This window comes from Deltaproteobacteria bacterium (assembly GCA_016875395.1).
In the GTDB taxonomy this organism is placed as follows: Bacteria; Myxococcota_A; UBA9160; order UBA9160; family UBA6930; genus VGRF01.
Map to the genome: position 1 here is coordinate 35,222 of VGRF01000016.1, position 23,180 is coordinate 58,401.

The window sequence follows — 23,180 nt, forward strand, 5'->3', positions numbered from 1 at the left end:
TTTCGCGCGAGGTTCCCACGATGAACGACCTGGAAGCAATCCGGCGCCTGCTCGCGCTCTACCCGCAGCTGCTCGACGCGAAGCGCCTCGAAGAATGGGGTGGCCTCTTCACCGAGGACGCGATCTTCGACGTGTTCGGCCGCCGCCTCACGGGCCGCGCCGAGATCGTGCGCGAGATCGGCGCGATGCAGCCCGCGACGCCGCTGAAGCACGGCGTCTTCGCGCCGGTCGTCGAGCTCGACGACGTGAACCGAGCCCGCGCGTGGACCGACTTCGTCACGTTCGTGCAAGGCGCGAGCGGCATCTCGATCGGGAACTTCGCGACATATCACGACGTGCTGGCGAAAAGCGATGGGCGCTGGCGCATCGCGTACCGCGCGATCGTGAGCGCGGGGGAGATCGCGCCGAAGGAAGTGGGGCGCGCGCCGGGGTTTTAGGGACGGCTAGGCGCCGAGCGAGCCTGAGGGTTACGCGCCGATCCGTTTCCGCCGGGTTTAGATCCCAAGTTCCTCGGCGTGTGCAGCCATCTCTCGATCGATCTCGGCGGCCAACTCTCGCGTGGTGGAGAACGTAAGGTCGGGCGTAGCGACATCGTCCATGAATGCATGTATCCGCAACGAAACCTCGGCGTCTCGATGGCGGACTCGCAGATTCCACGCGCGCTCCGATTCCACCGGCATCCGGGCGATCTCATCGGACAGGGTGCGAGCTTGCGTCGCGTCGAATCCCTCGACCAGATTCGCAACGCGTTGAAGGAAGGGCATCACCTCGCCCTGATCGAAGCCCGTCGAGGCTTCGCCCAATGCAACATTCGGAGAATCCGAAGCCGGATCACCCGTCGAGCACCCTGCGAGGGGAACTGGAACCGCGAATATCGCAATCCTGAGGGCGACGACGAGGCGGCGTACGTGCGTCTTTTGGCGGGTCACGTCCGTCGACCTTCGTCACTCTCTGGGCGGCACCCACACGCGGTCCGGGTTCCCCACCTTGTACAGCTTCGCCGCGTTTTCCCATAACAACTTGTTCTTCACCCGCTCGGGCTTCCCGCGCAGGCCGGCGTCGATCTTCTCGCGCACGTTGCCGAACAGGCAAACTGGGTGTGGGTAGTCGGTCTCGAACAGCACGTTGTCCTCGCCGATCGCGTCGAGCAGCTGTTGAGGCGCGTGCTCTTCGTAGAAGTAACACCCGTACACCTGGCGCTTGAAGTACTCGCTCGGCAGCAGCGTCATCTCGGGCCGCGTCTCGCGCACGCGCGAGTAGCCGTAGGTGTAGTCGCACGATTCGAGGATGAACGGGATGAAGCCGATGCCGCTCTCGACGGAGATCACTTTGAGGCGCGGGTAGCGCGCGAGCACGCCGGAGAAGAGCAGGTCGACGAGCTGCTTGCCGTTGTCGAGGAAGAGCTGCACGGCGACGGTGGCGTTCGTCGAGCCCATGCCCGTCACTTCCATGCGCTCCCTGGTGAAGCCGCCGTCGAAGGTGCCGGTGCCGATGTGGAAGCTGACCGGGAGATCGAGGTCCTGCGCCGCGGCCCAGAAGCGGTTCCAGTGCGGGCTACCGAGGATCGGCATGCCGTGCACCTGCGGCTCGCCGGTGAAGAGCACGCCCTTGTGCCCGATCTTCGCGGCGCGCTCCATCTCGATCACGGCCGCGTCCACGTCCCAGAACGGCGTCGCGGCGATCGGGATGAAGCGGCGCGCGTCCGCGCTGCACCAGTCGATCAGGAAGTCGTTGTACGCCCTAACACATGCGAGCATCAGCTCGCGGTCGCCGAGCTTGAGGAACGCCTGCGAGCCGAAGCCGCCGACGTTGGGATAGATCGCCATCGCCCACACGCCGATCGAGTCCATGTACGCGATGCGAGCCTTCGCGTCGTAGGAAGCGGGTGGGCACTCGTCGAGGTTCTTCGGCGCCGCCGGAAACGGCTCCTTCCAGCCTGCGACCGCAGTGAATCCGATCGGCACGATCGGCGCCTCGCCCGCGATGCTCCACATGTCGACGCCGTCGGCGTTGCGCGTGAGGCGCGGCGCGCGGTCGCGGAACTTCGCCGCCACGCGGCTAGACCAGACGTCGGCCGGCTCCGTGATGTGCGTGTCGACATCGATGACCCAGTCGCGGATTTCCATGGGCGCTCCTTCGGGTTGCGAGGAGCGCAGCATAGGGCGGCGAAAGCCCGCCGCGTGTCAGCGCCGCTTGCGCTGCCGAGCCGCAGCGAGCGCGCCGGCGGCGACCGTTGCGAGCGCGAGGAACGACGGCTCGGGCACCGAGCGGAGAGTGAAGTTGTCGATGCCCTCGACCTCCCCGCCGAACACCGCCTCGACGCTGAGCCGTATCGACGTGACGTCGGCGAGGATCGCGTCCCACTCTTGTTGCGTCTTCCCAAAGGCCGCCGCCGAGAGCGTCGCCGAGTAAGTCGTCCAGGTCGCGGTCGGTTGGCCGGGCGCCGGCAGCAGGTCGAGGGTCGCGCTGCCACCCGGCCCAGAGATCGTGAGGTGCCCGTAGTCCTCCCCTGCGCTCGTCCACGGCGGGGCCGTGATCGAGAGCTGATTGCCGTCGAACGACACCGTTCCGCCGTCGAACGCGCTCAGGTCCCCGAGAAACTTCGCGGGTGCGAAGATGTAGGTGATCGGGCCCTCACTGTTGTCGATGTAGAGGAAGCCATTCGGACCGGCCACCAGTTGCTGAAACACCGAGGCGCCGGTGTGAGTCCAGCCATCCGTATCGACTTGGAAATCGCTCGTGATCGTGGTGGCGCTCGCGAAGCCGGGAGCGACGGCGAGGAAAGTACAGAGCAGCAATGCGCGCATGGTCCGAGACTCCTTGGGGATGAAGTGGGCGGCGGCCGGTGGAAGTGGCAGCCGAATTTCCTGAAAAATCTCTGAAGCCCGCGACTGCTCGGCATTGAAGCGCGCAAGACTAGACGCGACGCTCGGCTCTCCTGGGAGGAGTCCCGCATGTCCGGTCGTCTCGCTGGCAAAGTCGCGTTCATTACCGGCGCTTCGTCGGGAATCGGCGCCGCGTGTGCGCTGCGCTTTGCGCAAGAGGGCGCGTCGCTGGCGGGCTTCGACTTGAACAAGCCGGAAGCCGGCGCGGGCGACGACTGGCTCGCAGGCGCCGCGCTCGCGCGTAACACCTTCTTCGAGACCGGCGACGTGCGCGACGAGGCGCGCGTGCGCGAAGTCGTGGCGCAGGTGAAGGAGCGGCTCGGGCGCATCGACGTGCTGGTGAACGCCGCGGGCGTCGCTGGCGGCGGCATGGTGCACATGCTCGACTCGAACGAGTGGGACCGCGTCGTCGACGTGAACCTGAAGGGCACCTACCTCGCGTCGAAGCACGTACTCGGCGTGATGCTCGCGCAGCAGAGCGGCGCGATCGTGAACGTCGCGAGCGTCGAGGGCATCGAGGGCTTCCTCGGCGGCAGCTCCTACAACGCGTCGAAGGGCGGCGTCGTGCTGCTCACGAAGAACATGGCGATCGACTACGCGCGCGCGGGCATCCGCGTGAACGTGATCTGCCCCGGCTTCATCGACACGCCGATGTTCCGCGCCGTGATCCTGAACGGCCCGGCCGCCGCGATCGCGCCGCAGATCAAGGAAGCGCACCAATTAGGGCGCTTCGGCAAGCCCGTGGAGATCGCGAACGCCGCGCTCTTCCTCGCGAGCGACGAGGCCAGCTTCGTCACCGGCGTCACGCTGCCCGTCGACGGCGGCTACACCGCCGGGCATCGGTTTTCGCTGGGGTGAAGGGTCAGAGATCCTCGGGTCGCAACCCAGTAGCCTTCGCGATGCGCGCGAGCATTCGCGGCCCGATCTCGTCTCCGTCGTGATGCGACCAGACGAAGATTCGCCAGCCTTGGCGCTTCATCGTGATGTGCGAACCGCGCTGGCGAACACGCACCCAGCCGATTCGTTCGAGCGCCGCGAGGACTCGCGATGCCCGGGTGCTCGACCACGACATCAGGCGGCCGCGGAGGGCTCGAAGCTCACACTCACTGCGCCGCGCGGCCCCTCGCCATGCTCGATGCGATCCGCGATGACGTGCAGCGCGAGCGCGACGGCTTTGGCGAGGGCGTCATCCGCGTTGTCGCCGTACGCCATGGCGCCGGGGATTTCGACGACGTCGGCAATCCAACGCCCGTCTTCTTCTCGTTCGATCTCGACGCGGTAGCTCATCTTCATGCTTCCACTCGGGACCAGGGGTTCGAGCAACCTAGCTGCGTCGTGGGTGGGATGGAAGGTGAACGAGAGTTCACGCCGCCTCCATAACAATCGCCCTGGCGCGCCCCCGCCCCTACCGTGCCGCGCATGCCTCCCTCGCTCGCGCTGTTCGCCGCGTGCAATCCCGGCATCGAGCCGCTGCTTGCGCGCGAGGTCGCGGGGCTCGGCGCGGAGGCGCGCGAGACGCCTGGCGGAGTCGAGCTCGCGGGCGATCTCGCGCTCGCGATGCGCGCGGCGCGCTGGCTCGGCTGCGCGAGCCACCTGATGCTGCGCGTCGCGGAGTTTCGCTGCCGCGCACCGGGGGAGCTCTCGCGCAAGGCCGCGGAGATTCCGTGGCGCGCGTGGCTGCGCAGCGAGGTTCCGCTCGCGATCCGCGCGACGAGCAGAGCGTCGCGCGTGTTTCACACCGGGCTCGTTGCGGAGCGCGTGCGCGCGGCAGTCGAGGATGCGCTCGGCGCGAAGCCCGCGTCCGCAACGACTCCCGACGAGCCCGCGGCGCGGCTCCAGGTCCGCTTCCACCGCGACGTGTGCACGATCTCGCTCGAAGCGACCGCGACGCCGCTGCACCGCCGCGGCTATCGCCTCGAGAGCGCGAAGGCCCCGCTGCGCGAGGATCTCGCGCACGCGCTGGTTCTCGCGAGCGGGTGGCAACCTGGCGAAGCGCTGCTCGATCCGTTCTGCGGCTCCGGCACGATCGCGATCGAGGCGGCGGGGCTCGCGCTCGGTCTCGCGCCCGGTCGGCTGATTCCGCCGCCGCTCTCGCATCTCGCGCTGTTCGACGAGACAGCGTGGCGGCGCGTCGCCGCGGAGACGCGTGCCCCGAACAGCTCGTCAATCTGCGCGAGCGATCGCGACGCCGGTGCGATCGCAGCGGCGCGCGCGAACGCCGAGCGCGCGGGCGTCGCGCACGCGATCGCGTTCGAGCGCGTGGCGCTGACGAAGTGCGCCTGGCTCGCGGCGCCCGAGTCGGCGCCGACGCGCGGCGTGCTCGTCACGAATCCGCCGTTCGGGCGCCGCGTGTCCGAGGCGCAGAAGCTGGAGACGCTCTATCAGGCGCTCGGCCAGCGCACGGCGAAGCTCGGAGCGGGCTGGCGCGTCGCGCTCCTCGCGCACGACGCTCGACTCGCGCGGCGCACGGGCTTCGCGCTCGAAGCCGTCTTCGCGACGAAGCACGGCGGCATGAACGTGAGCGCTCTCGTGGGGAGCGCCGCAACCGCGAGCGATTAGGGATTCTGCGGAACGCCCGGCAGGTCGCTTGGGATGCGCGCCCACGGCAGCTCCCGGCTCTGCCAGCACACGAGCTGCGGCTCGATCCAGCTCGGGTCGTCGAACGCGCCCGCTTTCGCGAAGACCATCCCGCGCGCGTCGTGGTCAACGGGAAACGAGGCCCCTGTTCGACCTCCGCTCGGCTGCGCCTCGCTGCGCGCGGCGAAGCGCCGCTTGCTGGCGCTCGACGCGTCCGCCACTCGTGCCCGTAACAACCCAGCTCTTCGGCGAGCCCGCGAGCAGCCGGAGCTTCGCGGCTTCGAAGCCGACGACCGTGGCGAACGCACCGCCCGTCGCTTTGCGGCAGTCGGTGCAGAAGCAGTGCACGGCCTGCGCGCCCGCGGCGTCGCACTCGAAGCGAATCGCGCCGCGGCCGCAGGCGCCCCTCGCGATCATCGCGACGCCTCCAGCGAGATCGGCTCGCGCATCACCTCGAACACCTCCGCGCTTTGGCGCGAGAGCTCGTCGTACCGCTCGGCGGGTCCGCTCACGGTCCCGCGCGTGACGTCGAGGCGAAGCTCGAGCGCGCGTCCGGACTCGCTCGCGCTGCTGCTGACGCGCACGAGCTCGCCGCCCAGTTCTCCGCGGGCGGGCGATCGCTTCCGAAGCGAATAGCCGTCGGGCGGCGTGAGCCGCGTGCGCGTCTCGAAGCGGAAGGGGATGTCGAACTCAAACGGCGAGCTGCGCTCGGCCGCCGGCGCCACCGCGAGGAGCTCCTCCTCCCACCCGATCGGGGCGCGTCCTACGATGCCGTCGGCGGTGCGCGAGAACGCGCCGCGCAGGTCGTAGCTCGCGCGCAGCGCGAAGCTGCGCTCGGCGTGATCGAGGTTGTCGACCTCGAGCGAGCGGACGAGCGCATCGTTCGAGAGCACGGCGCCGCGCAGCGCGTCCTTCCAGTTCGCGCGGTCGTTGTTGCGGAAGAAGTCCCGCACCCACGCCGCGGGGTAGCCGTTGAACGTCACCGTTTCCTCCACGGCTGCCGTGCCGTCCGCCGCGAGCGTCACACCGCGCTCGACACGCACCGAGTGTCCCGCGTCGGCGGGAGCAGCAATCAGCTCGAGCCTCGGATTCTCGTCCTCGATCAGCAGCACCGAGTTGTTCCAGAGGCCGCGCGGCGACGCGCTGCCGAGCGCGAGGCCTTTGTCCGTGGCGTCGAGCCAGCGCGCATCCTTGCAGTCGAGGCAGCGCACGATCATGTGGTCGAACTGATCGAGCGAGGGAAGCTCGGCGTCGACCTCGTCGGCGAAGCTCGCGAGCGCAAGCCGCGACGAGGCCGCGCACGGGCGCATACAGGCGCCGCTTCGACGTGGCCTGCTCGTTCTGCAGCGGGTCGAGCACGTACGCGTCGCCAGGCTTGCCGCGCACGACGAACTGGGTGAAGGTCGACGTGCGCGATCGGCGCGCGGTCGAGGAGCTCTCCCGGCTCGAGTTCGACTTCCATCCGCTGTGGGAGCAGATCAAGACACGCGACGGAACGAGTCGCGCGCCTCGTCCGTGCGTCCTGTTCCGAACTGAATCCACGCGAGCGTGTCGGTGGCGGGCGCGAGGTTTTCGCTGTTTGGATCGAACAGCTCCTCCATGCAGCGCACGGCGCGTTCCGCGTGCGGCAACGCCTCCGCGAAACGTCTCTCGCGGCCGAGGGCGTACGCCACCTGGTTCGACGAAGCGCACAGGCGCATTTTCTCACTGAACGTGCGCGCAGGCTTCGCGGTGAGCTCGGCGTGCAGCGCGAGAGTGGGAGCCGGATCGCCGCGCTTGCTCGCGATGTGCGCCTGCGACCAGCGAACTTTGAGCGCGTCTTCGCGGCCGAATGCGCCGGCGCGCGTTGCGAGCTCGCTCGCGCGGACGAGCAAGCGGTCGGCTGCGTCGAGGTCGCCGAGCTCGGCCAACACGGCGGCCTCGGCCATCAGGGGGTCCGCGAGCTTGGGAGCGTCCGCGCCGCCAGTCTTTCGCAGCGCGGCCGCGGCGCGGTCGAGCGCCTCGAAGCCACCTTGCAGATCGCCCAGCGCGAAGCGGGCTTGTGCGAGCGCCCCGCCCGCGCTCGCCGCCATGTCGCTCTCGAGTCCCAGCAGCAGCTCGATCTGTTCGCGCGCGTTTCTCAGCGACTCTTCCGCGCGTTTGTGCTCACCGAGCGAGCTCTGCGCGATGCCGAGCACCCACAGCACGGTCCCCTGCATCGCGCCGAGGGCGGTGCGCTTCGTCGCGAGCTCGAGCGCGTGCGAGATCGCTCCGAGGCCGAGCCTGGCCTCGCCCGCGTGCAGGTGAACCATCGCGAGGGTGATGTGCGCACTCACCACCATCGGATTCTCCGGCCCCAGCGCGGCGGTGAGCGTGTCGATCTGCGTCGAGGCGAGCAGGATCGCTCGTCGGGGATCTCGTGCAGCGACCGCGTCGACGTACTTGGCGCCGGCCTGCAGCGTGAGTTGGTGAGCCGCGCCGAAGCGCGCCTCGGCGCGCTCACGCGCAGCCGCCGCGAGCCGTTCGGCGCTCGCGGCATCTCCGGTGCGGCCCGCAATGTCGCTGCGGCGGAGGTTCACCTCGACCGCAACGCGCGTCGCGCCAGCGCCAGCGCTGTCCGCGAGCTGCTGGATCGACACGAGCAGGCCGTCCACCGCGTCCGCGTCTCCGCGCTCGATGAGCTTCTCCTGCAGGGAGTCGAGGGCTGCGCTCGTCTGGGCGAGACGCGGATCCGATTCCGCGAACAGCACCGCTTCGCGAAATGCGAGCAGGGTCTGCTCTCGCGCGGTGGTGAGATCTCCGCTCGCCGTCGCCTTCTCGGCCTCGGCGCGCGCCTTTTCCCACACGTCGTGACGCGCGAATCTCTGTGGACTCTGCGCTAGCGCGTGGCTGCCCACGAACAGCGCGAGAACCAGCCCAAGTCTCGCCTTCATCGTCGATCCCCTCAGCGCCTGGCCCGCGCTCTCGCGATGCTCTCCCGCCGCGCGAGCGAATCGCAACAAGATTCGGGCTTCCTCTTCAGAGCCGCGTGTCACAAGCTCGCGGCTCGTTCCGGAGCCCCGCATGAGCGCCGCCTTCGACCTCGCGACGATCGACATCTACGACCCCGCGCAATACGAGACAGCGTTCCCGCACGAGAAGTTCGCGTTTCTGCGCGAGCACGCGCCGGTGCACTGGCACCCGACGCCGGACGGCAACGGCTTCTGGCTGCTCTCGCGCCACGACGCGGTGATCGAGGCGTCGAGCGATCCACTCACGTTCAGCGCCGAGCTTGGCGGCGTCGTGATCGAGGACCTCGAGCCGCAGCGCCTCGCACAAATGCGCGGTCAGCTGCTCGCGATGGATCCGCCGAAGCACCGCGAGGTTCGGCGCAAGGTGCTGGTCGGCTTCACGCCGGGCCTGGTGGGACGCATGGAGCCGTTCCTGCGCGAGCGCGCGCGCGCCGTAATGACTTCGGCCGCGGAGAAGGGCGCGTGCGACTTCGTGCACGAGATGGCAGCGCAGCTTCCGCTGCAGGTGATCTGCGAGATCTTCGGAATTCCCGAGGTCGACCGCGGCTGGATCGTGGATGCGGCCGACCGCGTGATCGGGCGCGACGATCACGAGCTCGATCCCGAACAGAACAATGGCCAGGCGAGCTTCAAGCTCGGCGCCTACGGCTTTCAGCTCGCCAGCGAGCGCCAGGGGAAGGGCGGCGCGGATCTGATCTCGCAGCTCGTGAACGCACCCGGCGACGCCGCGATCACGCCGGTCGAGTTCGCGAGCCTGTTCATCCAGCTATTCGTCGCGGGCAACGAGACGTCGCGCACGCTGCTCACGGGAACGCTGGTCGCGTTCACCGAGAATCCCGACTCGTACCGCGCGCTCGAGCGCGAGCCGCAGCTGCTCGAGACGGCGATCGAGGAGATGCTGCGCTGGACGACGCCCGTGCACTACTTCCGCCGCACCGCGACGCGCGACATCGAGCTCCAGGGCCACAAGATCCGCGCGGGCCAGAAGGTGGTGCTGCACTACACGTCGGCAGACTTCGACGAGCGCGTGTTCGCCGAGCCGTTTCGCTTCGACATTCGCCGCGATCCGAACCCGCACCTCGCGTTCGGCTGGGGCGAGCACTTCTGCCTCGGCGCAAAGCTCGCGCGCCTCGAAGCGCGCGTGTTCTGGGAGGAGTTCTTCGCGCGCTTCCGCGGGTTCGAGCTGGTGGGCCCGGTGCGGCGCATGCGCTCGAACCTCAACAACTCGCACAAAGAGATCCGCGTGAGGCTGACGGTGCGGTAGCGGCGCAGGTCCGGCCCGCGCGCCTACGCCGCAGCGAGCTCGAGCGCGCCTACTGCGCCGGCGTATTCGCCGCGCTCGAGGAAGATCGCGTCGCGACCGAAGGCGCTGGTGATTTGGTGGAGGACGCCGCACAGGCTCGGGTTCGCGCGCAGGGTGGAGCCGCCGAACACGATCTGGCGCAGGCCGTGCGGGGCCGCGAGGCCGGCGCAGATCAGCGCGACGTTCTCGCCGACGAGGCCCATGATCGCGCTCGCGACGTCTTCGGGCGCGGGCTTGTGGCCGTCGCGCAGTACGGGCTTGCCGAAGTTCGCAGCTGTTAGGTCGCCCGTGAGCGCGATCTCGCCGGGCCGGTAGATGTCGGAAACGAGCATGTCGACGTGGCGGCGGTCGCCCCGCGCAGCGAGCGCGCAGATCTGGTCGAAGCTCGCGCTGCCGAGCAGCAGCGCAGCGAGGCCCATCACGGTGCCGCCGCCGAGGGCGGTGCCGCCGACGCGGCTCACCGAGAGGCGGTCCGCGAGCATCGCGCTGGTGCCGGTGCCGACCGAAACGAGGAGGAACGGGTGGGGTGCGCTGCGGCCTTCGGCATCGAGCAGCGCGGTGGCGCCGGCGCCCCACGCGGCGAACTCGTTCACGCGCACGGCTTCCGCGCCGAGCCGGCGGGACAGCTCGGAGGCGCCGCCTCCGGTGAGGCCGATCCGCCGCGGCGAGAGCTTTGCGACCAGCTTCTCGGCGTGCGCAGGATCACCGGCGGGCAACACCTCGTGCACCACCTCGCCGCCGCTGCGAATTGCCACTTTCGTGAGGCTCGCGCCCGAGTCGATGCCGACCGCGTCCACCATTGCGCCGACCGCTCCCGATCTGAGTCCGACCCGATTCAGCTTCGCTCGCGAGGCGTCACAATTCGGTGTCGGCTGATTGCGCCGCTGATATACCTCGGATTCTTCGCAGCGCGGGGCGCCATGTATACCCAGTTCTACGGCCTGCGTGAGAAGCCTTTCACGCTGAGTCCCGATCCGAAGTACCTGTTCCTGTCGGACTCGCACCGCGAGGCGCTCGCGCATCTGCTCTACGGCATCGAGCAGGGCGAGGGCTTCATCGCGGTGACCGGCGAAGTCGGCACGGGTAAGACCACGCTCTGCCGCACGCTGCTCGACCGGCTCGACCCGAGCACCGAGGTCGCATTCGTGTTCAACCCGCCGCTCAGCGGGATGGAGCTGCTGCAGGCGATCCATCACGAGCTCGGCCTGCTCGGCGGCGAAGCGACGCGCCAGGAGCTGACCGAGGAGCTGAACCAGTTCCTGCTCGAGAAGAAGGCGCAGGGTCGGCGCGTGCTGCTGATCATCGACGAGGCGCAGAACCTCGAGCGCGACGCGCTCGAGCAGGTGCGCTTGTTAGGCAACCTCGAGACGAGCACGGCGAAGCTGATCCAGATCATCCTGCTCGGGCAGCCCGAGCTCGACGCGAAGCTCGAGTCGACCGATCTCCGGCAGCTGCGCCAGCGCATCACGGTGCGCTGGCGGCTCGCGCCCCTGAACGCGGCGGAGACGCGCGAGTACGTGACGCATCGCCTCAAGGTCGCCGGCGCGGCGCGCGAGCTGTTCACCGAGCTCGCGACCCGCGAGGTGCACCGCCGCTCGCGCGGCATCCCGCGCGTGATCAATCTGCTGTGCGACCGAGCGCTGCTCGCAGGTTTTGCCGCGCAGTCGCAGTCGATCGGCCTCGGTCTCGTCTCGCAGGTGGAGAAGGAGATCGCGGGACCGCCGAAGGGCGGCAGCTACTTCGCGAGCTGGCGCGATCGCTTCGTAGTGCGCCCTGACTTGCTCGTGGCGGCGCTCGTGGGCGCGGCGGCCGTGGCGCTCGCGCTCGGGATCGCGCTCAGCGCGGGCTGGCTGCGCGGTGACGCGAAGGAGGCGCCGCCCGATGTCGCGGCCGGAGCGCGAGAGGAGCGGGTGGCCGAGCCCCGGCGAGCACTCGAGCTGCCGGAGGTGTCGTCGCCGCCGCCCGCCGAGCCGCGCGTGAATCTCGCCGAGGCGCTCGCGCGGCTCTCGCCCGCCGCGACGGGTGCCGCGAGCTTCGACGCGCTGCTCGAAGCCTGGGGTGAGCCGCGCGCGGGCGCGGACGTGCTCTCGATCGGGCAGGTGCAGGATCAGCTGCGCGCGCGCTGGTTCTCCGTGATCGCCCTCGTGAGCAGCGACCTCGACGCGCTGCGCAAGATCGATCGCCCTGCGCTGCTCATGCTGAAGGCGCTCGACGGCGCGGCGCGGCCGGTACTGCTGGAGCGCATCGATGCGGACTCCGCACGGTTGCGCGGGCTCGCCTTCGAGGGCTCGGCAAGCGTGCCCCTCAGCGACCTCGCGGCGCACTGGGATCGCACGGCGTACGTCGCATGGCGGAACTCGGCGCAGCTGCCGGAGCTGCTCGTACGAGGCGAGCAGACCGAAGCGGTGATCTGGCTGCAGAACGCGCTCACGCAGCTGGGACTCTTCGCGGGGGGCGCCACGGGCCGCTTCGACGCGGAGACTGCGCGTGCCGTACGCGCTTTCCAGCGCGCACAGGGAATCGCGCCTGACGCAGCGGTGGGGCCGTTCACGCAGCTGATGCTCTACGGGGCGCTGCCGGAGTCTGGCGCGCCGTCGCCGCGTCTCGCGGAGCCCGCGGCGTGAGCACGATCCTGAAGGCGCTGAAGCGCCTCGACGAGGAGCGCCGCGCCGAGGCGGGGCCGAAGACGCTCGGAGAGCAGGTCCTCGCTGGCGCTAGCGCCCCGCGCGCGACGGCCGCCCGCCCTAACAAACGCATCGCGATCGCCGCTGGCATCGGGCTCTGCCTGCTCGGCGGCGCCGCATACTTCGTGGCGACGAGCGACCCCGCGCCGACGCCCGCGCCCGCATCGCCACCAGCGGCAACCCGTTCGCCGGAGGAAATGGCCGCGGCGGTCGCGCGGGCGGAGCCCGATGCGCTCCCGCGGCGCGGCGCGCCACTCGCTGGCGACGAGATCGACGCCGACGTGCGAAGGCAGCTCGCCGCGAGGGAGGTGCGGGATGCGACAGCGGCGCAAGCGAGCTCGACTCTTCCGGCGGCGGGCCACCAACCGGAGCCGCGGGTGGGCGCCGAGATCCCGCCAGAGACGCGACTGGAGGAGCAGCGCGCGCGTGCGGAAGCGCTGCGCCGCCTCGCGGCGCGCCGTGCAGGAGCAGAGCCGGCGCGAGACGGCGTAACAACTCACGATGCGCCTGCGCGGAGCGTGTCGCCGGCGCTGCCGGATCCGCCGCGCGATGCTCCGATCGCGCGCGCGGAGCCGGTTCGCGACAAGCCGGCGCCTCCCGCGCCCGCGCAAAGCCCGGAGCCCGAGCTGCCGGCGCCTGCTGCTGCGACCAGCCCCCCGCCTGCGCTGGTCGTCGAGCGCACGCAGTGGCACCCCGCCGCCGAGAAGCGCAGCGCGTGGGTGAGCGCCGGCGGCGAGACGCGCGAGCTGCGCGAAGGCGACGTGATCGAGGGCGCGATCGTTCGGGAGATCCGCCCTTCGAGCGTGCTGTTCGCGTTCGAGGGCGAAGAGCTGAAGCGCGGAGTCGGCGAACGCTGATCGCTCAGCCCGCGCGCCAGCGCCGCCTCACCGCGCGCGTGTCCGGCTGTCCCGCGCGCTCCCAGAGGACCCACAGCGCACGTTCGACGTCGAGCCGAAAGATCGGGTCCGCGCGGTCGAACGAGGCGAAGCGCACCGCGGCTTGAACGCGCGCCCGGAGAGCGCGAGCCGGCGCCAGCTCACTTCAGCGAGATGCTGCCGTTGCTCGCGCGCAGCTTGATCGGTGCGCCGCCGCGGCCGAGCGTGCACTTGAGGCGGCCGTCCTTCTCTTGCGGAGCGCACGGCATTTCGCGCTGTGCGCGGATCACGCCGTTGTCGACGCGAATGTCGACATCGCCGTCGACCTGCTCCGGCAGATCGAGCTCGATGCGGCCGTTGCTCGTGGCGAGCACGATGCCCTGCGCGTCCACGCTCGCGAGCTGGCACCAGATCGCCCCGTTCGAGGTCGCTGCGTCGACCGAGCCTTTGTGTTCGTGCAGATCGATCTTGCCGTTCGACGAGCGCGCCACGATGCGTCCGCAGATGCAATCGGCGTGCACGCGCGCGTTCGAGGTGTGCACTTCGACGTCGCCGACGATGTCGGCCACGCGTACCGGTCCGTTGCTCGAGTGCGCACGCAGCGGAGCGCGCAGCCCGGAGACGTGCACCGTGCCGTTGGAGCTGTTCACGCTCACGCGCGTCGCACGCGGCACGCGCACCTCGAGGTCGGCCTTGCCCCGTAACAAGAAGCGGCCCGGCACGTCGACCTCGACCACGAGCTCTCCGCTCACGTCGCGCGCGGTGACCTTGATCTCGTCAGCGCGGCGTGCCGCGTCTTCGAGCGATTCGCCGCGCGCTGCGCGCGTGATCTTCAGCGCGACGTCGCTGCGCTCTTCGCCGATCACCTGCGTGCGCCCGTTCTCGTTCTCGATCGCGAGGCCGCCGCGGGGCGCCGGCAGCATGCGCGTCTCTTCGAGCTCCGCGCGCTCGCGCCACGGGATGCCTTGCAGCAGCGAGCGCAGGAACCCGCCGAAGCGCGACGAACCCTCACCATCGTGTTCGTCGCGCTGCCAGCTCACGACTGCGTCCCCCGCGCGTGCTCGACCAGCCGCGTGAGCACCGCGCCGCCGGGGCCCTGCAGCGAAACGCTCGCGTACGGCGTGAACTCGCTCTCGTACGGGTTCACCTCGATCGCGTTTCCGCCGCGCCGCAGCACGTCCATCGGAAACTCGGCCGCGGGGTACACGGTCGCCGACGTGCCGATCACGAGAATGCAGTTCGCGCGCTCGACGGCGGCGATGCAGGCGCGCAGCGTTCGCGGCGGAATCGGCTCGCCGAAGCTCACGGTGTCGGCCTTCACGATGCCGCCACACTCGGGACAGAGCGGCGGCAGGTTATCAGGGTCGACCGTGATCGCGCGCGGATGGAAGCGCGTGTGGCAGCCGAGGCAGCGCAGCCAATGGTGATTCCCGTGGATCTCGAGCAGCCCGCGCTGGCCGGCTTGGCCGTGCAGGTCGTCCACGTTCTGCGTGATGACGGTGTCGAGCAGGTCCATCTCTTCGAGTGCGACGAGCGCGCGGTGGCCCGCATTCGGCTTCGCGGCGCCGAGCGTCTCGGCGAGCCCGATCGCCCAGGGCTCCTTCGGGTTCAGGCGCTCGCGCCACGCCTTCGCGGGATCGCGCATGAAGCGCTGGTAGCCGTCGAGCGGCGGCTCGCCGTACTTCGTCCAGAGCCCGCCAGGACCGCGGAAGGGAGGAATGCCGCTCTCGACGGAGAGCCCGGCGCCGGTGAGCGCCACGACCGAGCGAGCCGCGCGCAGCATGCGCGCCGCCTGCGCGATGCGCGCATCGAGCTCGGGCGTGAGCGTGAAGTCGTCGCTGCTCATCAGTGGTACTGCCTGCGGCGGCGCTCGTCGTCGCCGTCGAGCGCGCGCAGCTTCTTGCGCATGCGCCAGCGGCGGAACTTGTACTGCAGCTGCGAGATCGTGATGCCCGCATCGCCACTGCCCGCGAGAAGCGCGAGGCCGACGAGCACGCCGCCGAGGTGGCCGACGTGGCTCACGCCCGGCGTCGCGAAGATCAGGTCCATGAGGAACAGGAACGGAATCAGATAGAGCGCGCGCAGCGGGATCGGCGGGATGATCAGAAGAATCCGGCGATCGGGCCAGGTGAGCGAGTGCGCGAGCAGCACCGCGTAGATCGCGCCCGATGCGCCGAGCGTCATCGTCGATCCCGAGAGGCCGAGGTAGAAGAGCGCGCCCTGCCAGAGCGCGATGATCATGCCCGCGCCGGTGCCAGTGATTAGGTAGTACCGCAGGAACTTCTCGGTTCCCCACGCGCTCGCGATCTCGCTGCCGAACATCCAGAGCATCAGCAGGTTCGCGACGAGGTGCCAAGGGCCGCCGTGCACCCACATGTACGTGAAGAGCCGCCACACCTGGCCGTGCTCCCACACGAGCTGCGGCTCGACGTACATGAACGCGGCGATGCCGAAGCCTTGCGCGAGGAAGAGGGCGACGTGCACGCCGAGCAGCCACTTGATCACGTCGGGCGTGTGCGCCGGCCCGAATCGCATCTGTGCGCCGCCTCGTCCGTACACGCGTCTCGCTCCGTCTGTGTTGCCCGCTTCGGCCGGGCGCACGGAGCGACCTGAGCGATGCGCGCGGTGGCGGGCCTACCGATGGGTTCGTGCTGGATTCTGCGCGGGGGGCGCGGGGCCGCGCAATGAGGGCATCCTAACCGTGGCCGCGAAGCGGGGTCAACGAGAAACCCCAGCTCAGGCCCGCGCCGGGGCGAAATTGTCGAGGGCGTCGGCGGCGGCTGCCGGCGCGAGGCCGGTGAGATCCACGACCGGGAGATCGAGCGCGAGCTCGCTGCGCATGCGAGCGAGCTGCGCGCGGGCTGCCTCCCGGCCGCCGCACAGCACGGCGCGACACACGTCGGTGTCGGGCACGTCGGCGAACCAGGGGTGGAAGCGCCGGAACTGCGCGAGCAGCTCGGGCGAATCCGGGGCGAGGGCGGGGCGCGCGAAGACCTGGAGCACGCGCTCGATCTCGCGCGGCGAGCGCTTGCGCGCGGCGCAGGCGGCTTCGAGCTGCGCTGTCGCTGCGGCGACGCGCTCGGCGAGCGGCGCGACGTTGATGTTCCAGGCGTCCGCGTGCTCGGCCACGAGCGCCAGCATCCGTGGGCGCGCCGCGGCGAGCTCGACCACGGGCGGCGCCGCCAGCGCGGGCCGCACGCGCGCGCGATCGAGTCGCACGAAACGCCCCTGCGCCGAGACCTCCTCGCCGCGCCAGAGCGCGCGCAGCGCTCGTAACAACTCGTCCAGCTGCGCGATGCGCTCGCGTGCGGGGCGAAGCGCGAGGCCGAAGCGCGCGTCGGCGAGCTGTGCCCCGATCGCGAGGAACGCGCGCTGCCTGCCCGGCGCGATGCGCTCGAGCGTCGCGAACGACTGCGCGAGCTTCGCCGCGTGCCAGTGATGCGCGAGGCGGATCGACGCGAGCTGGATGCGCTGCGTGCGCTGCGCGAGCGCCGTCGTCACGGTCCAGCCGTCGAGCACGTCGCGCTCGCCGAGGCTCGGAATCTGCGAGACATCGCCGTCGACGTAGGCGGCCGCGTAGCCGAGCGCCTCCGCGCGCTGCACGAGCGCGAGCAACTTCTCCCACGCGAGCTGATGCCACGTGAACGCGACGGCCGTGCGTTCGGCGCGAGACGTCACCGCAAGACGCCGAGGTGCTTCGCTGCCAACAACAACGCGAGCGCGCTCTTTGCGTCGCGCAGCTCGCCCGCGTCGATCATCTCGAGCGCGCGCGTGAGGGGCGTCGGCACGACCTCGATCACCTCGTCGTGCTCGAGCTGCTGCGGCACGGGCGTGAGGTCGAACGCGGCGAACAGGTGGATCACCTCGTCGGTGAAGCCCGGCGTCGTGTAGGTCGAGAGCAGATGCACGAGCCGCCCCGCGCGGCGGCCCGCTTCCTCCGCGAGCTCTTTGTGCGCGCAGACCTCGGGTGAGTCGCCGTCGAGCTTGCCGGCCGGGATCTCCCAGATGAAGCCGCCGGCGGCGTGGCGGAACTGGCGGATCAACAACACCGTGCGCTCGTCCTCGAACGGCACCACGGCCGATGCGCCGGGGTGGCGCACCAGGTCGAGCTCCACGGTGCGCCCGTTCGGCAGCGCGACTTCCTCGATCTGCACCGTGATCGAGCGGCCGCGATGAACGATGCGCGGTGGCTTCATCGGCGCGCCGCCTTCTTCGCGGGTGCGGGCGCCTTGCCCGCGCTCGGGCACTCCTCGGCGAGCGGGCACGCCTCACAGCGCGGCTTCTTCGCATCGCAGCACACGCGGCCGTGGTGGATCGTGCGCAGCGTGTACGCCGTCCACTCGCGCGGCGGCAGCAGCGCCGCGAGATCCTCTTCGATCGCGTCGGGGTCTTCGCCGCGCACCAGGCCGAGGCGGCGGTTCACGCGCTGCATGTGCGTGTCGATCGCGAGGCCCGGCTCGCCGAACGCGACGCCGCGCACCACGTTCGCCGTCTTGCGCGCGACGCCGCGCAGAGTGATTAGGTCCTCAAGCGCGCGCGGCGTCTCCCCGCCGAAGCGCGCCACGATCTCCCGCGCCGCGGCCTGGATCGACTTCGCCTTCTGTCGGTAGAACCCTGTAGGTCGAACGATCGCCTCGACGTCGGCCGCGTCCGCCGCCGCGAGCGCGCGCGCCGTCGGGTACTTCGGGAACAACACCGCCGTGACCTCGTTGACCTTCGCGTCGGTGCACTGCGCGGAAAGAATCGTCGCGATCAGCAGCTCGAAGGCGTTGCGATGTGCAAGCGCGCAGCGGGCATCCGGGTACGCGCGGGCCAGCCGCTTCGCGATGCGCGCCGCGCGCTGCCGGCGCGCATCGTGGGACTCGGTGGGCATCGGGGCACGGTAGCTGCGGGGGTCGTGCAGTCCGCGGGCTTCTGGGTCGTCCATCACTCCCGCGCCGCCACCGGCCCGCCGATACGCGGCGAATGTTCGAGGATCTGCGACACGGTGCCGCGCTTGCTGCCCTGATTCGCGCCGAGGGGCGCGCGGCGCTGCTGCGCTCGGGCGCGCGCTCAGGCTTGTTCGCGGCGCTGCGCGAGTGGACGCGCGCAGATGCGCTCGCCGCGGCGCACGGTCTCGACGCGCAGCTGTGCGCTGCCTGGCTCGCGGCGCTGGAAGCGCACGGTCTCGTCGAGCGGCGCGGCGACGAGCTGCGCATCGCGGGCCTCGCGCGCTGGCTGGTCGATGGCGCGTACGCGGACGCCGCGTGCGCGTCGCTCGAGCAGAGCGCGTACGCCTATGCGCCCGTGCTCTCGCATCTGCCCGAGCTCATGCAGGGCGCTCCGCGCCCGCAGTGGGGAGCGCGCGCGGACGCGCTTCGCACGGCGCGCGCGTCGCGCCTCAGCGAGCGGCGTGCAATCGCGGCGCTGCACCGCATCCCGGGCGCGAAGAAGGCGCGGCGCATTCTCGACATCGGCTGCGGAGAGGGTCACTTCCTCGCACACATCCTCGCGCGCCATCGCGACGCGCTCGGCACCGGCGTCGAGATCGATGCGAGCGTCGCGGACCGCGCGCAGGAAGCGCTCGACGCCGCGCACGTTCAGCGCCGCGCGGAGATTCGCGCGGGCGACTTCTTCGCGGTGGAGTTGCCACACGCTTTCGACCTCGCGCTGCTCAACAACAACCTGCACTACTTCGACGAAGCGCGTTGGCCTTCGCTGTTCGCGCGGATCGCGGATCACCTCGCGCCCGGCGGCCTCGTCGCGATTCAGACGCCCCTGCTCGCGGAGGGCGCGGTCGCCCGCTTGCTCGGCGTGTGCGCGACGCTCGCCACGTTCGACCTGTTTCTGCGCGCGCACGACAACCTCGCGCCCCTGCCCGACGTCGCGCGTCTCGATGCCGCCCTCCACGCCGCGGGCTTCGCCGACGTCGGCTACGAGCCGATCCTCCCCGGCGGCGCGCTCCGCTTCGTGTGGGCCCGCAAGGGCGCGGCGAGCGCAGAGCCCGCGCGCGCCGCGAGGCCGCAGCTCGCGAAGTAGCGCGCGCTGGAGTGAGACATTCCGGCCGGGCCGAAATGTCTCACTCCGCCGCCGCCTTCGCGATGTGCTCGAGCCACCACTTCGGCATCTTCCCTAACAGCTGCGTGAGATCCGAGTAGTCGCGCCAGAGCGCGATCTGGTCGCCGCGAATCACCTGCACCGACACGAACGGCAGCGGGATCACCTCGCCCGTGTGAAACCGCCAAGTCTCGGTGTGCTCGGTCATCACGACATCGCCATGACAGATCATGCGATGCACTTCGTGATCGAACGCCTGCACCGGCTCGTGTCCGATGCGCAGCCGCCGCGACACGCCGGCGGGCCCGACGCCACCCGGATCAGGCGCCGAGACGTCTTGGTAGAGCCCGTCCTCGGTGAAGAAGCGCCCCACGGCGTCGTAGTCGCGCGCCACGTACACGGTGTGCCAGAAGCGTTCTACGAGCGCGCGGTTCTTTTCTTCCTGCGTCATCGTGATTTCTCCATGTGCAAGCGAAGCGCGCAGCGAGGCGGAGTCCTCGGAGCCGAGCGAAGTCAATGCGGTAGCGCGCGCGACGCGAGCTGGCCGTTCGTCGTGATCGGCGCCGGCGCAGCGGGGCTCCTCGCGGCGCTGTTCGCGGCGCGCGCAGGCGTGCGCACGCTGCTGCTCGAGTCGCACGCGAAGCCCGGCGCGAAGATCCGCGTGAGCGGCGGCGGGCGCTGCAACGTGCTGCCGAGCGCGGCCTCGCTCGCCGACTTCCACACCGAGGGCTCGCGCAACGCGCTCCGCAACATCCTCTTCTCGTGGCCGCTCGCCGAGGTGCGCGCGTTCTTCGAGCGCGACCTCGGCATCGCGCTGAAGGTCGAGGCAACGGGCAAGGTGTTTCCCGCGAGCGACGATCCGAGCGAGATCACGCGCGCGCTGCTCGGCGCGTGCGAGCGCGCGGGCGTGACGCTGCGCGCCGGCGTCCGAGTGCGCGAGTTGCGCAAGCACGAGAGCGGCTTCGAGCTCGCGCTCGCGAGCGGCGAGACGCTGCGCGCCGAGCGCGCCGCCTTGTGCACTGGCGGTCTCTCGCTGCCGAAGACCGGCAGCGACGGCTGGGGTTATCAGGCCGCCGAGCGCCTCGGTCACACGCTGCGCCGCCGCTATCCCGCGCTCGTCCCGTTGCTCGCGAGCGACTCGCGCTGGGCCGATCTCGCCGGCGTGAGCGTGCGCGCGCGCCTCAGCGCCGTGCGCGAGAGCAAGCTGCTCGAAGCGCGCACCGGCGACATGCTCTTCACTCACCGCGGCTTCAGCGGCCCTGTTGCGCTCGACATCTCGCACCAGCTCGCGCGCGCGGACCACGGCGACGTGCGGCTCCTCGCCGCGTGGCTCGGCGACGACGCGAGCGCGTGGGACGCGCGCCTGCGAGAAGCGGGCGCGCGCACCGTGCAGGCCCTCGCGCGCGCCCACCTCCCGAAGCGCCTCGCCGACGCGCTGGTCGCGCGCGCCGGCGTCGACCCCGAGCGCGCCTGCGCGCGCCTGACGAGAGACGAACGCACGCGCGTCGCGGAGATGCTCGGCGCCTGCGAGCTCGAGATCGCCGGCGACGAGGGCTACCGCACCGCCGAAGTGACGGGCGGCGGCGTGCCGCTCGAAGAGGTGCACACGCGCACGCTCGAGTCGCGCCGCGTGCCGGGCCTCTACTTCGCGGGAGAGATCCTCGACGCGACGGGACGCATCGGCGGGTTCAACTTCTTGTGGGCGTGGGTGACGGGGCGGAAGGTGGGAGAGGCGGTGGCGGAAGCGCAGGGCGATTAGGTCCGCCTCCCCTCCAGCTCCTCCCACCGCGCATACACCGCCTCCAGCTCCGGCGCGATCGCCGCCACGCGCGCTTGCACGCGCGCCTGCTCCTGCGCGTCGCTCTTGTAGAACGCCGGCTCGCTGATGCGCGCGTGCAGCTCGGCTTGCTCGCGCTCGAGCGCTTCGATCTTCGCGGGCGCTTCGTCGAGCTCGCGCTGCTCCTTGTACGAGAGCTTCGCGCTGCGCGGCTTCTCGCGCGGCGGCGCGGCGGGCGCGGGCTTGTCAGGCGCGCGGGCGACGCGCGCGGCGGCTTGCTTGTCGGCGAGGCGGCGCCAGTCCGAGTAGCCGCCGACGTATTCCTGCACGCGGCCCTCGCCCTCGAACACGAGCACGGAGGTGACGACGTTGTCGAGGAACGCGCGGTCGTGGGAGGCGATCAGCAGCGTGCCGGGGTAGTCGACGAGCAGCGCTTCGAGCAGCTCGAGCGTCTCGAGGTCGAGGTCGTTGGTCGGCTCGTCGAGTACGAGCAGGTTCGCGGGCTGCGCGAACAGCCGCGCCAATAACAAGCGGTTGCGCTCGCCGCCGGAGAGCGCCTTCACAGGCGTGCGCGCGCGCTCGGGCTCGAACAGGAAGTCCGCGAGGTAGCCGAGCACGTGGCGGCGCTCGCCGTTCACCTCGGTGTACTCGCGGCCCTCGGCGATGTTGTCGAACACGCTCTTCTCGAGCTCGAGCTGCGCGCGCAGCTGATCGAAGTACGCGACCTGCAGGCGCGTGCCGAGGCGAATCGTCCCTTTGTTCGCCGCGAGCTCGCCGAGCAGCAACTTCAAGAGCGTGCTCTTGCCGGCGCCGTTGGGGCCGACGAGGCCGATGCGGTCGCCGCGCATGATGCGCAGCGAGAGCTCGCGCACGATCTCGTGCTCGCCCCACGCGAAGCTCGCGCGCTGCGCGTCGACCACGAGCTTGCCCGAGGCCTCGCCGGCGTCGATCGCGATGCGCGCCGTGCCCTCCACCTCGCGTCGCTGCGCGCGCTCCTCGCGCAGACGCACGAGGGCGCGCACGCGGCCCTCGTCGCGCGTGCGGCGCGCCTTGATGCCCTTGCGAATCCACACCTCTTCCTGCGCGAGCTTCTTGTCGAACTCGGCGTCGTGGCGCTCCTCTTCTCCGAGCGCGGCGGCGCGGCGTTCGAGGAAGCGCGCGTAGTCGCCGGGCCAGCTCGTGAGATGGCCGCGGTCGAGCTCGAGGATGCGCGTCGCGAGGCGCGTCAGCAGCGCGCGGTCGTGCGTGACGAAGAGGACGCCGCCGCGGAACTCGGCGAGCTGCGCTTCGAGCCACTCGATCACCTCGATGTCGAGGTGATTGGTGGGCTCGTCGAGCAACAACAAGTCGGGATCGCACACCAGCGCGCGCGCGAGCGCCACGCGCCGCTTCCAGCCGCCCGAGAGGGCGCCGAGCTTCGCGTCCGCCGGCAGCGCGAGCCGCTCGATCATCGCATCGACGCGCTGCGAGAGGCTCCAGCCGCCCCGCGCTTCGAGCTCGTGCTGCAGCTCCGTCATGCGCCGCAGCGCGTTCGCATCGTTGCCCGCGTCGTGCGCCGCGTGGTGGTACCGCGCGAGCAGCGCGCCCAGCTCCGCAAGGCCGTCCGCGACCGCGTCGTAGACCGTGGTGTCGTCGCCGAGCGGGAGCTCCTGCGCGAGCCGCGCGATGCGCAGTCCCGGCGCGCGCCACACCTCACCCGCGTCCGGCGTCACCTCGCCATCGACGACGCGCAGCAAGGTCGATTTGCCCGCGCCGTTGCGCCCGATCAAGCAGACGCGCTCGCCCGCATCGATCTGGAAGCTCGCGTCTTCGAGCAGCGGCGCGCGGCCGTAGGAAATCGCGACGCGGTCGAAGGAGAGCAGCGGCATGGGCGCGGGAAGATAGGGAGGTGAGGCGCGCGGTCAGCAGCGCGGTGCGCCCTCGAGGTTCGCGAGGTCGAGGAGATGACACGCGACCGGTGCGATCGACGCGCCGAGACCATCGCGCACGGTGTGATCTGCCGGGAGCAGCGGCTTCGAGGTGCCACAACGCGCCATCGAGTCCGCCCGGCGAG

The 23,180-nt window shown here is 70.6% G+C and carries 25 protein-coding genes; 8 read left to right on the plus strand and 17 right to left on the minus strand.

Going from position 1 to position 23,180, the window contains the following annotated elements:
* Positions 1 to 20: 20 nt before the first annotated feature.
* Complete coding sequence (locus tag FJ091_13275) at positions 21 to 437, plus strand: nuclear transport factor 2 family protein (protein MBM4384321.1); 417 nt, start codon at positions 21 to 23, stop codon at positions 435 to 437.
* Positions 438 to 494: 57 nt separating this feature from the next.
* Here the strand turns inward: FJ091_13275 and FJ091_13280 are convergent, their stop codons facing one another.
* The 3 genes from FJ091_13280 to FJ091_13290 are packed head-to-tail and all read right to left on the minus strand — an operon-like array spanning position 495 to position 2,807.
* On the minus strand, positions 495 to 929 hold the full coding sequence (locus tag FJ091_13280; protein ID MBM4384322.1) for a hypothetical protein: 435 nt from the start codon (positions 927 to 929) through the stop codon (positions 495 to 497).
* 15 nt (positions 930 to 944) lie between these two features.
* Positions 945 to 2,126 (minus strand): amidohydrolase, encoded by a 1,182-nt coding sequence (locus FJ091_13285; protein MBM4384323.1) that lies wholly within the window; start codon positions 2,124 to 2,126, stop codon positions 945 to 947.
* 57 nt (positions 2,127 to 2,183) lie between these two features.
* Positions 2,184 to 2,807, minus strand: coding sequence for a hypothetical protein (locus FJ091_13290; protein ID MBM4384324.1), 624 nt, complete (start codon positions 2,805 to 2,807; stop codon positions 2,184 to 2,186).
* A 147-nt stretch (positions 2,808 to 2,954) separates the two neighbouring features.
* On the opposite strand from FJ091_13290, the gene FJ091_13295 reads away from it, so the two are divergent.
* A complete protein-coding gene (locus FJ091_13295; protein ID MBM4384325.1) occupies positions 2,955 to 3,743 on the plus strand; it encodes an SDR family oxidoreductase in 789 nt (262 codons plus the stop codon).
* Between the two features lie 4 nt (positions 3,744 to 3,747).
* On the opposite strand, the gene FJ091_13300 is transcribed toward FJ091_13295, so the two are convergent.
* Together FJ091_13300 and FJ091_13305 are read right to left on the minus strand one after the other, a co-directional pair.
* On the minus strand, positions 3,748 to 3,960 hold the full coding sequence (locus FJ091_13300; protein MBM4384326.1) for a type II toxin-antitoxin system HicA family toxin: 213 nt from the start codon (positions 3,958 to 3,960) through the stop codon (positions 3,748 to 3,750).
* Complete coding sequence (locus FJ091_13305; protein ID MBM4384327.1) at positions 3,957 to 4,172, minus strand: type II toxin-antitoxin system HicB family antitoxin; 216 nt, start codon at positions 4,170 to 4,172, stop codon at positions 3,957 to 3,959. Before FJ091_13305 ends, FJ091_13300 begins: the two co-directional genes overlap by 4 nt.
* A 132-nt stretch (positions 4,173 to 4,304) precedes the next feature.
* Between FJ091_13305 and FJ091_13310 the strand changes: the two genes are divergently transcribed.
* Positions 4,305 to 5,444: a class I SAM-dependent RNA methyltransferase gene (locus FJ091_13310; protein ID MBM4384328.1), complete on the plus strand. Its 1,140-nt coding sequence runs from the start codon at positions 4,305 to 4,307 to the stop codon at positions 5,442 to 5,444.
* A gap of 144 nt (positions 5,445 to 5,588) precedes the next feature.
* On the opposite strand, the gene FJ091_13315 is transcribed toward FJ091_13310, so the two are convergent.
* The 3 genes from FJ091_13315 to FJ091_13325 form a co-directional block, all read right to left on the minus strand.
* Positions 5,589 to 5,879, minus strand: coding sequence for a GFA family protein (locus tag FJ091_13315; protein ID MBM4384329.1), 291 nt, complete (start codon positions 5,877 to 5,879; stop codon positions 5,589 to 5,591).
* Positions 5,876 to 6,772 (minus strand): hypothetical protein, encoded by an 897-nt coding sequence (locus FJ091_13320; GenBank protein MBM4384330.1) that lies wholly within the window; start codon positions 6,770 to 6,772, stop codon positions 5,876 to 5,878. Before FJ091_13320 ends, FJ091_13315 begins: the two co-directional genes overlap by 4 nt.
* Before the next feature lie 168 nt (positions 6,773 to 6,940).
* Positions 6,941 to 8,374: a tetratricopeptide repeat protein gene (locus FJ091_13325; protein MBM4384331.1), complete on the minus strand. Its 1,434-nt coding sequence runs from the start codon at positions 8,372 to 8,374 to the stop codon at positions 6,941 to 6,943.
* A gap of 130 nt (positions 8,375 to 8,504) precedes the next feature.
* Here FJ091_13325 and FJ091_13330 point away from each other — a divergent pair, with 130 nt between their 5' ends.
* The gene (locus tag FJ091_13330) at positions 8,505 to 9,716 is read left to right on the plus strand and encodes a cytochrome P450 (GenBank protein MBM4384332.1); all 1,212 of its coding nucleotides are present in this window, start codon (positions 8,505 to 8,507) and stop codon (positions 9,714 to 9,716) included.
* Positions 9,717 to 9,739: 23 nt separating this feature from the next.
* On the opposite strand, the gene FJ091_13335 is transcribed toward FJ091_13330, so the two are convergent.
* Entirely contained in the window at positions 9,740 to 10,555 is an 816-nt protein-coding gene (locus tag FJ091_13335; protein MBM4384333.1) for a hypothetical protein, read from the minus strand.
* A gap of 120 nt (positions 10,556 to 10,675) precedes the next feature.
* Between FJ091_13335 and FJ091_13340 the strand changes: the two genes are divergently transcribed.
* Together FJ091_13340 and FJ091_13345 are read left to right on the plus strand one after the other, a co-directional pair.
* The gene (locus FJ091_13340; GenBank protein ID MBM4384334.1) at positions 10,676 to 12,379 is read left to right on the plus strand and encodes an AAA family ATPase; all 1,704 of its coding nucleotides are present in this window, start codon (positions 10,676 to 10,678) and stop codon (positions 12,377 to 12,379) included.
* On the plus strand, positions 12,376 to 13,296 hold the full coding sequence (locus tag FJ091_13345; protein ID MBM4384335.1) for a hypothetical protein: 921 nt from the start codon (positions 12,376 to 12,378) through the stop codon (positions 13,294 to 13,296). The genes FJ091_13340 and FJ091_13345 overlap by 4 nt, the downstream gene beginning before the upstream one ends.
* 179 nt (positions 13,297 to 13,475) lie before the next feature.
* Here FJ091_13345 and FJ091_13350 read toward each other — a convergent pair whose 3' ends face one another.
* From FJ091_13350 to nth, 6 genes are all read right to left on the minus strand, one after another.
* A complete protein-coding gene (locus FJ091_13350; protein ID MBM4384336.1) occupies positions 13,476 to 14,354 on the minus strand; it encodes a DUF4097 family beta strand repeat protein in 879 nt (292 codons plus the stop codon).
* Positions 14,351 to 15,160, minus strand: coding sequence for an NAD-dependent protein deacylase (locus FJ091_13355; GenBank protein MBM4384337.1), 810 nt, complete (start codon positions 15,158 to 15,160; stop codon positions 14,351 to 14,353). Before FJ091_13355 ends, FJ091_13350 begins: the two co-directional genes overlap by 4 nt.
* On the minus strand, positions 15,160 to 15,873 hold the full coding sequence (locus tag FJ091_13360) for a rhomboid family intramembrane serine protease (GenBank protein ID MBM4384338.1): 714 nt from the start codon (positions 15,871 to 15,873) through the stop codon (positions 15,160 to 15,162). Before FJ091_13360 ends, FJ091_13355 begins: the two co-directional genes overlap by 1 nt.
* Positions 15,874 to 16,050: 177 nt before the next feature.
* Positions 16,051 to 16,992, minus strand: coding sequence for an LLM class flavin-dependent oxidoreductase (locus FJ091_13365; GenBank protein ID MBM4384339.1), 942 nt, complete (start codon positions 16,990 to 16,992; stop codon positions 16,051 to 16,053).
* Positions 16,989 to 17,510 (minus strand): NUDIX hydrolase, encoded by a 522-nt coding sequence (locus tag FJ091_13370; GenBank protein MBM4384340.1) that lies wholly within the window; start codon positions 17,508 to 17,510, stop codon positions 16,989 to 16,991. Before FJ091_13370 ends, FJ091_13365 begins: the two co-directional genes overlap by 4 nt.
* Complete coding sequence (gene nth, locus FJ091_13375) at positions 17,507 to 18,187, minus strand: endonuclease III (GenBank protein MBM4384341.1); 681 nt, start codon at positions 18,185 to 18,187, stop codon at positions 17,507 to 17,509. Before nth ends, FJ091_13370 begins: the two co-directional genes overlap by 4 nt.
* Positions 18,188 to 18,279: 92 nt before the next feature.
* Here nth and FJ091_13380 point away from each other — a divergent pair, with 92 nt between their 5' ends.
* Positions 18,280 to 19,332, plus strand: coding sequence for a methyltransferase domain-containing protein (locus FJ091_13380; GenBank protein MBM4384342.1), 1,053 nt, complete (start codon positions 18,280 to 18,282; stop codon positions 19,330 to 19,332).
* 40 nt (positions 19,333 to 19,372) lie between these two features.
* Here FJ091_13380 and FJ091_13385 read toward each other — a convergent pair whose 3' ends face one another.
* Complete coding sequence (locus FJ091_13385) at positions 19,373 to 19,801, minus strand: nuclear transport factor 2 family protein (GenBank protein MBM4384343.1); 429 nt, start codon at positions 19,799 to 19,801, stop codon at positions 19,373 to 19,375.
* Between the two features lie 12 nt (positions 19,802 to 19,813).
* Here FJ091_13385 and FJ091_13390 point away from each other — a divergent pair, with 12 nt between their 5' ends.
* Positions 19,814 to 21,109, plus strand: coding sequence for an aminoacetone oxidase family FAD-binding enzyme (locus tag FJ091_13390; protein MBM4384344.1), 1,296 nt, complete (start codon positions 19,814 to 19,816; stop codon positions 21,107 to 21,109).
* Here FJ091_13390 and FJ091_13395 read toward each other — a convergent pair.
* Positions 21,106 to 22,995: an ATP-binding cassette domain-containing protein gene (locus FJ091_13395; protein ID MBM4384345.1), complete on the minus strand. Its 1,890-nt coding sequence runs from the start codon at positions 22,993 to 22,995 to the stop codon at positions 21,106 to 21,108. The genes FJ091_13390 and FJ091_13395 overlap by 4 nt on opposite strands.
* Positions 22,996 to 23,180 lie beyond the last annotated feature (185 nt).

Bases quoted from the DNA above. Each gene is read 5' to 3' on its own strand.
- FJ091_13390 (MBM4384344.1), top strand. From the start codon at position 19,814: ATGTGCAAGCGAAGCGCGCAGCGAGGCGGAGTCCTCGGAGCCGAGCGA.
- FJ091_13275 (MBM4384321.1), top strand. From the start codon at position 21: ATGAACGACCTGGAAGCAATCCGGCGCCTGCTCGCGCTCTACCCGCAG.
- FJ091_13335 (MBM4384333.1), bottom strand. From the start codon at position 10,555: ATGGTGGACGCGGTCGGCATCGACTCGGGCGCGAGCCTCACGAAAGTG.
- FJ091_13305 (MBM4384327.1), bottom strand. From the start codon at position 4,172: ATGAGCTACCGCGTCGAGATCGAACGAGAAGAAGACGGGCGTTGGATT.
- FJ091_13355 (MBM4384337.1), bottom strand. From the start codon at position 15,160: ATGAGCAGCGACGACTTCACGCTCACGCCCGAGCTCGATGCGCGCATC.
- FJ091_13315 (MBM4384329.1), bottom strand. From the start codon at position 5,879: ATGATCGCGAGGGGCGCCTGCGGCCGCGGCGCGATTCGCTTCGAGTGC.
- FJ091_13285 (MBM4384323.1), bottom strand. From the start codon at position 2,126: ATGGAAATCCGCGACTGGGTCATCGATGTCGACACGCACATCACGGAG.
- FJ091_13395 (MBM4384345.1), bottom strand. From the start codon at position 22,995: ATGCCGCTGCTCTCCTTCGACCGCGTCGCGATTTCCTACGGCCGCGCG.
- FJ091_13290 (MBM4384324.1), bottom strand. From the start codon at position 2,807: ATGCGCGCATTGCTGCTCTGTACTTTCCTCGCCGTCGCTCCCGGCTTC.
- FJ091_13310 (MBM4384328.1), top strand. From the start codon at position 4,305: ATGCCTCCCTCGCTCGCGCTGTTCGCCGCGTGCAATCCCGGCATCGAG.
- FJ091_13340 (MBM4384334.1), top strand. From the start codon at position 10,676: ATGTATACCCAGTTCTACGGCCTGCGTGAGAAGCCTTTCACGCTGAGT.
- nth (MBM4384341.1), bottom strand. From the start codon at position 18,187: ATGCCCACCGAGTCCCACGATGCGCGCCGGCAGCGCGCGGCGCGCATC.
- FJ091_13325 (MBM4384331.1), bottom strand. From the start codon at position 8,374: ATGAAGGCGAGACTTGGGCTGGTTCTCGCGCTGTTCGTGGGCAGCCAC.
- FJ091_13320 (MBM4384330.1), bottom strand. From the start codon at position 6,772: ATGCGCCCGTGCGCGGCCTCGTCGCGGCTTGCGCTCGCGAGCTTCGCC.
- FJ091_13370 (MBM4384340.1), bottom strand. From the start codon at position 17,510: ATGAAGCCACCGCGCATCGTTCATCGCGGCCGCTCGATCACGGTGCAG.
- FJ091_13385 (MBM4384343.1), bottom strand. From the start codon at position 19,801: ATGACGCAGGAAGAAAAGAACCGCGCGCTCGTAGAACGCTTCTGGCAC.
- FJ091_13330 (MBM4384332.1), top strand. From the start codon at position 8,505: ATGAGCGCCGCCTTCGACCTCGCGACGATCGACATCTACGACCCCGCG.
- FJ091_13380 (MBM4384342.1), top strand. From the start codon at position 18,280: ATGTTCGAGGATCTGCGACACGGTGCCGCGCTTGCTGCCCTGATTCGC.
- FJ091_13295 (MBM4384325.1), top strand. From the start codon at position 2,955: ATGTCCGGTCGTCTCGCTGGCAAAGTCGCGTTCATTACCGGCGCTTCG.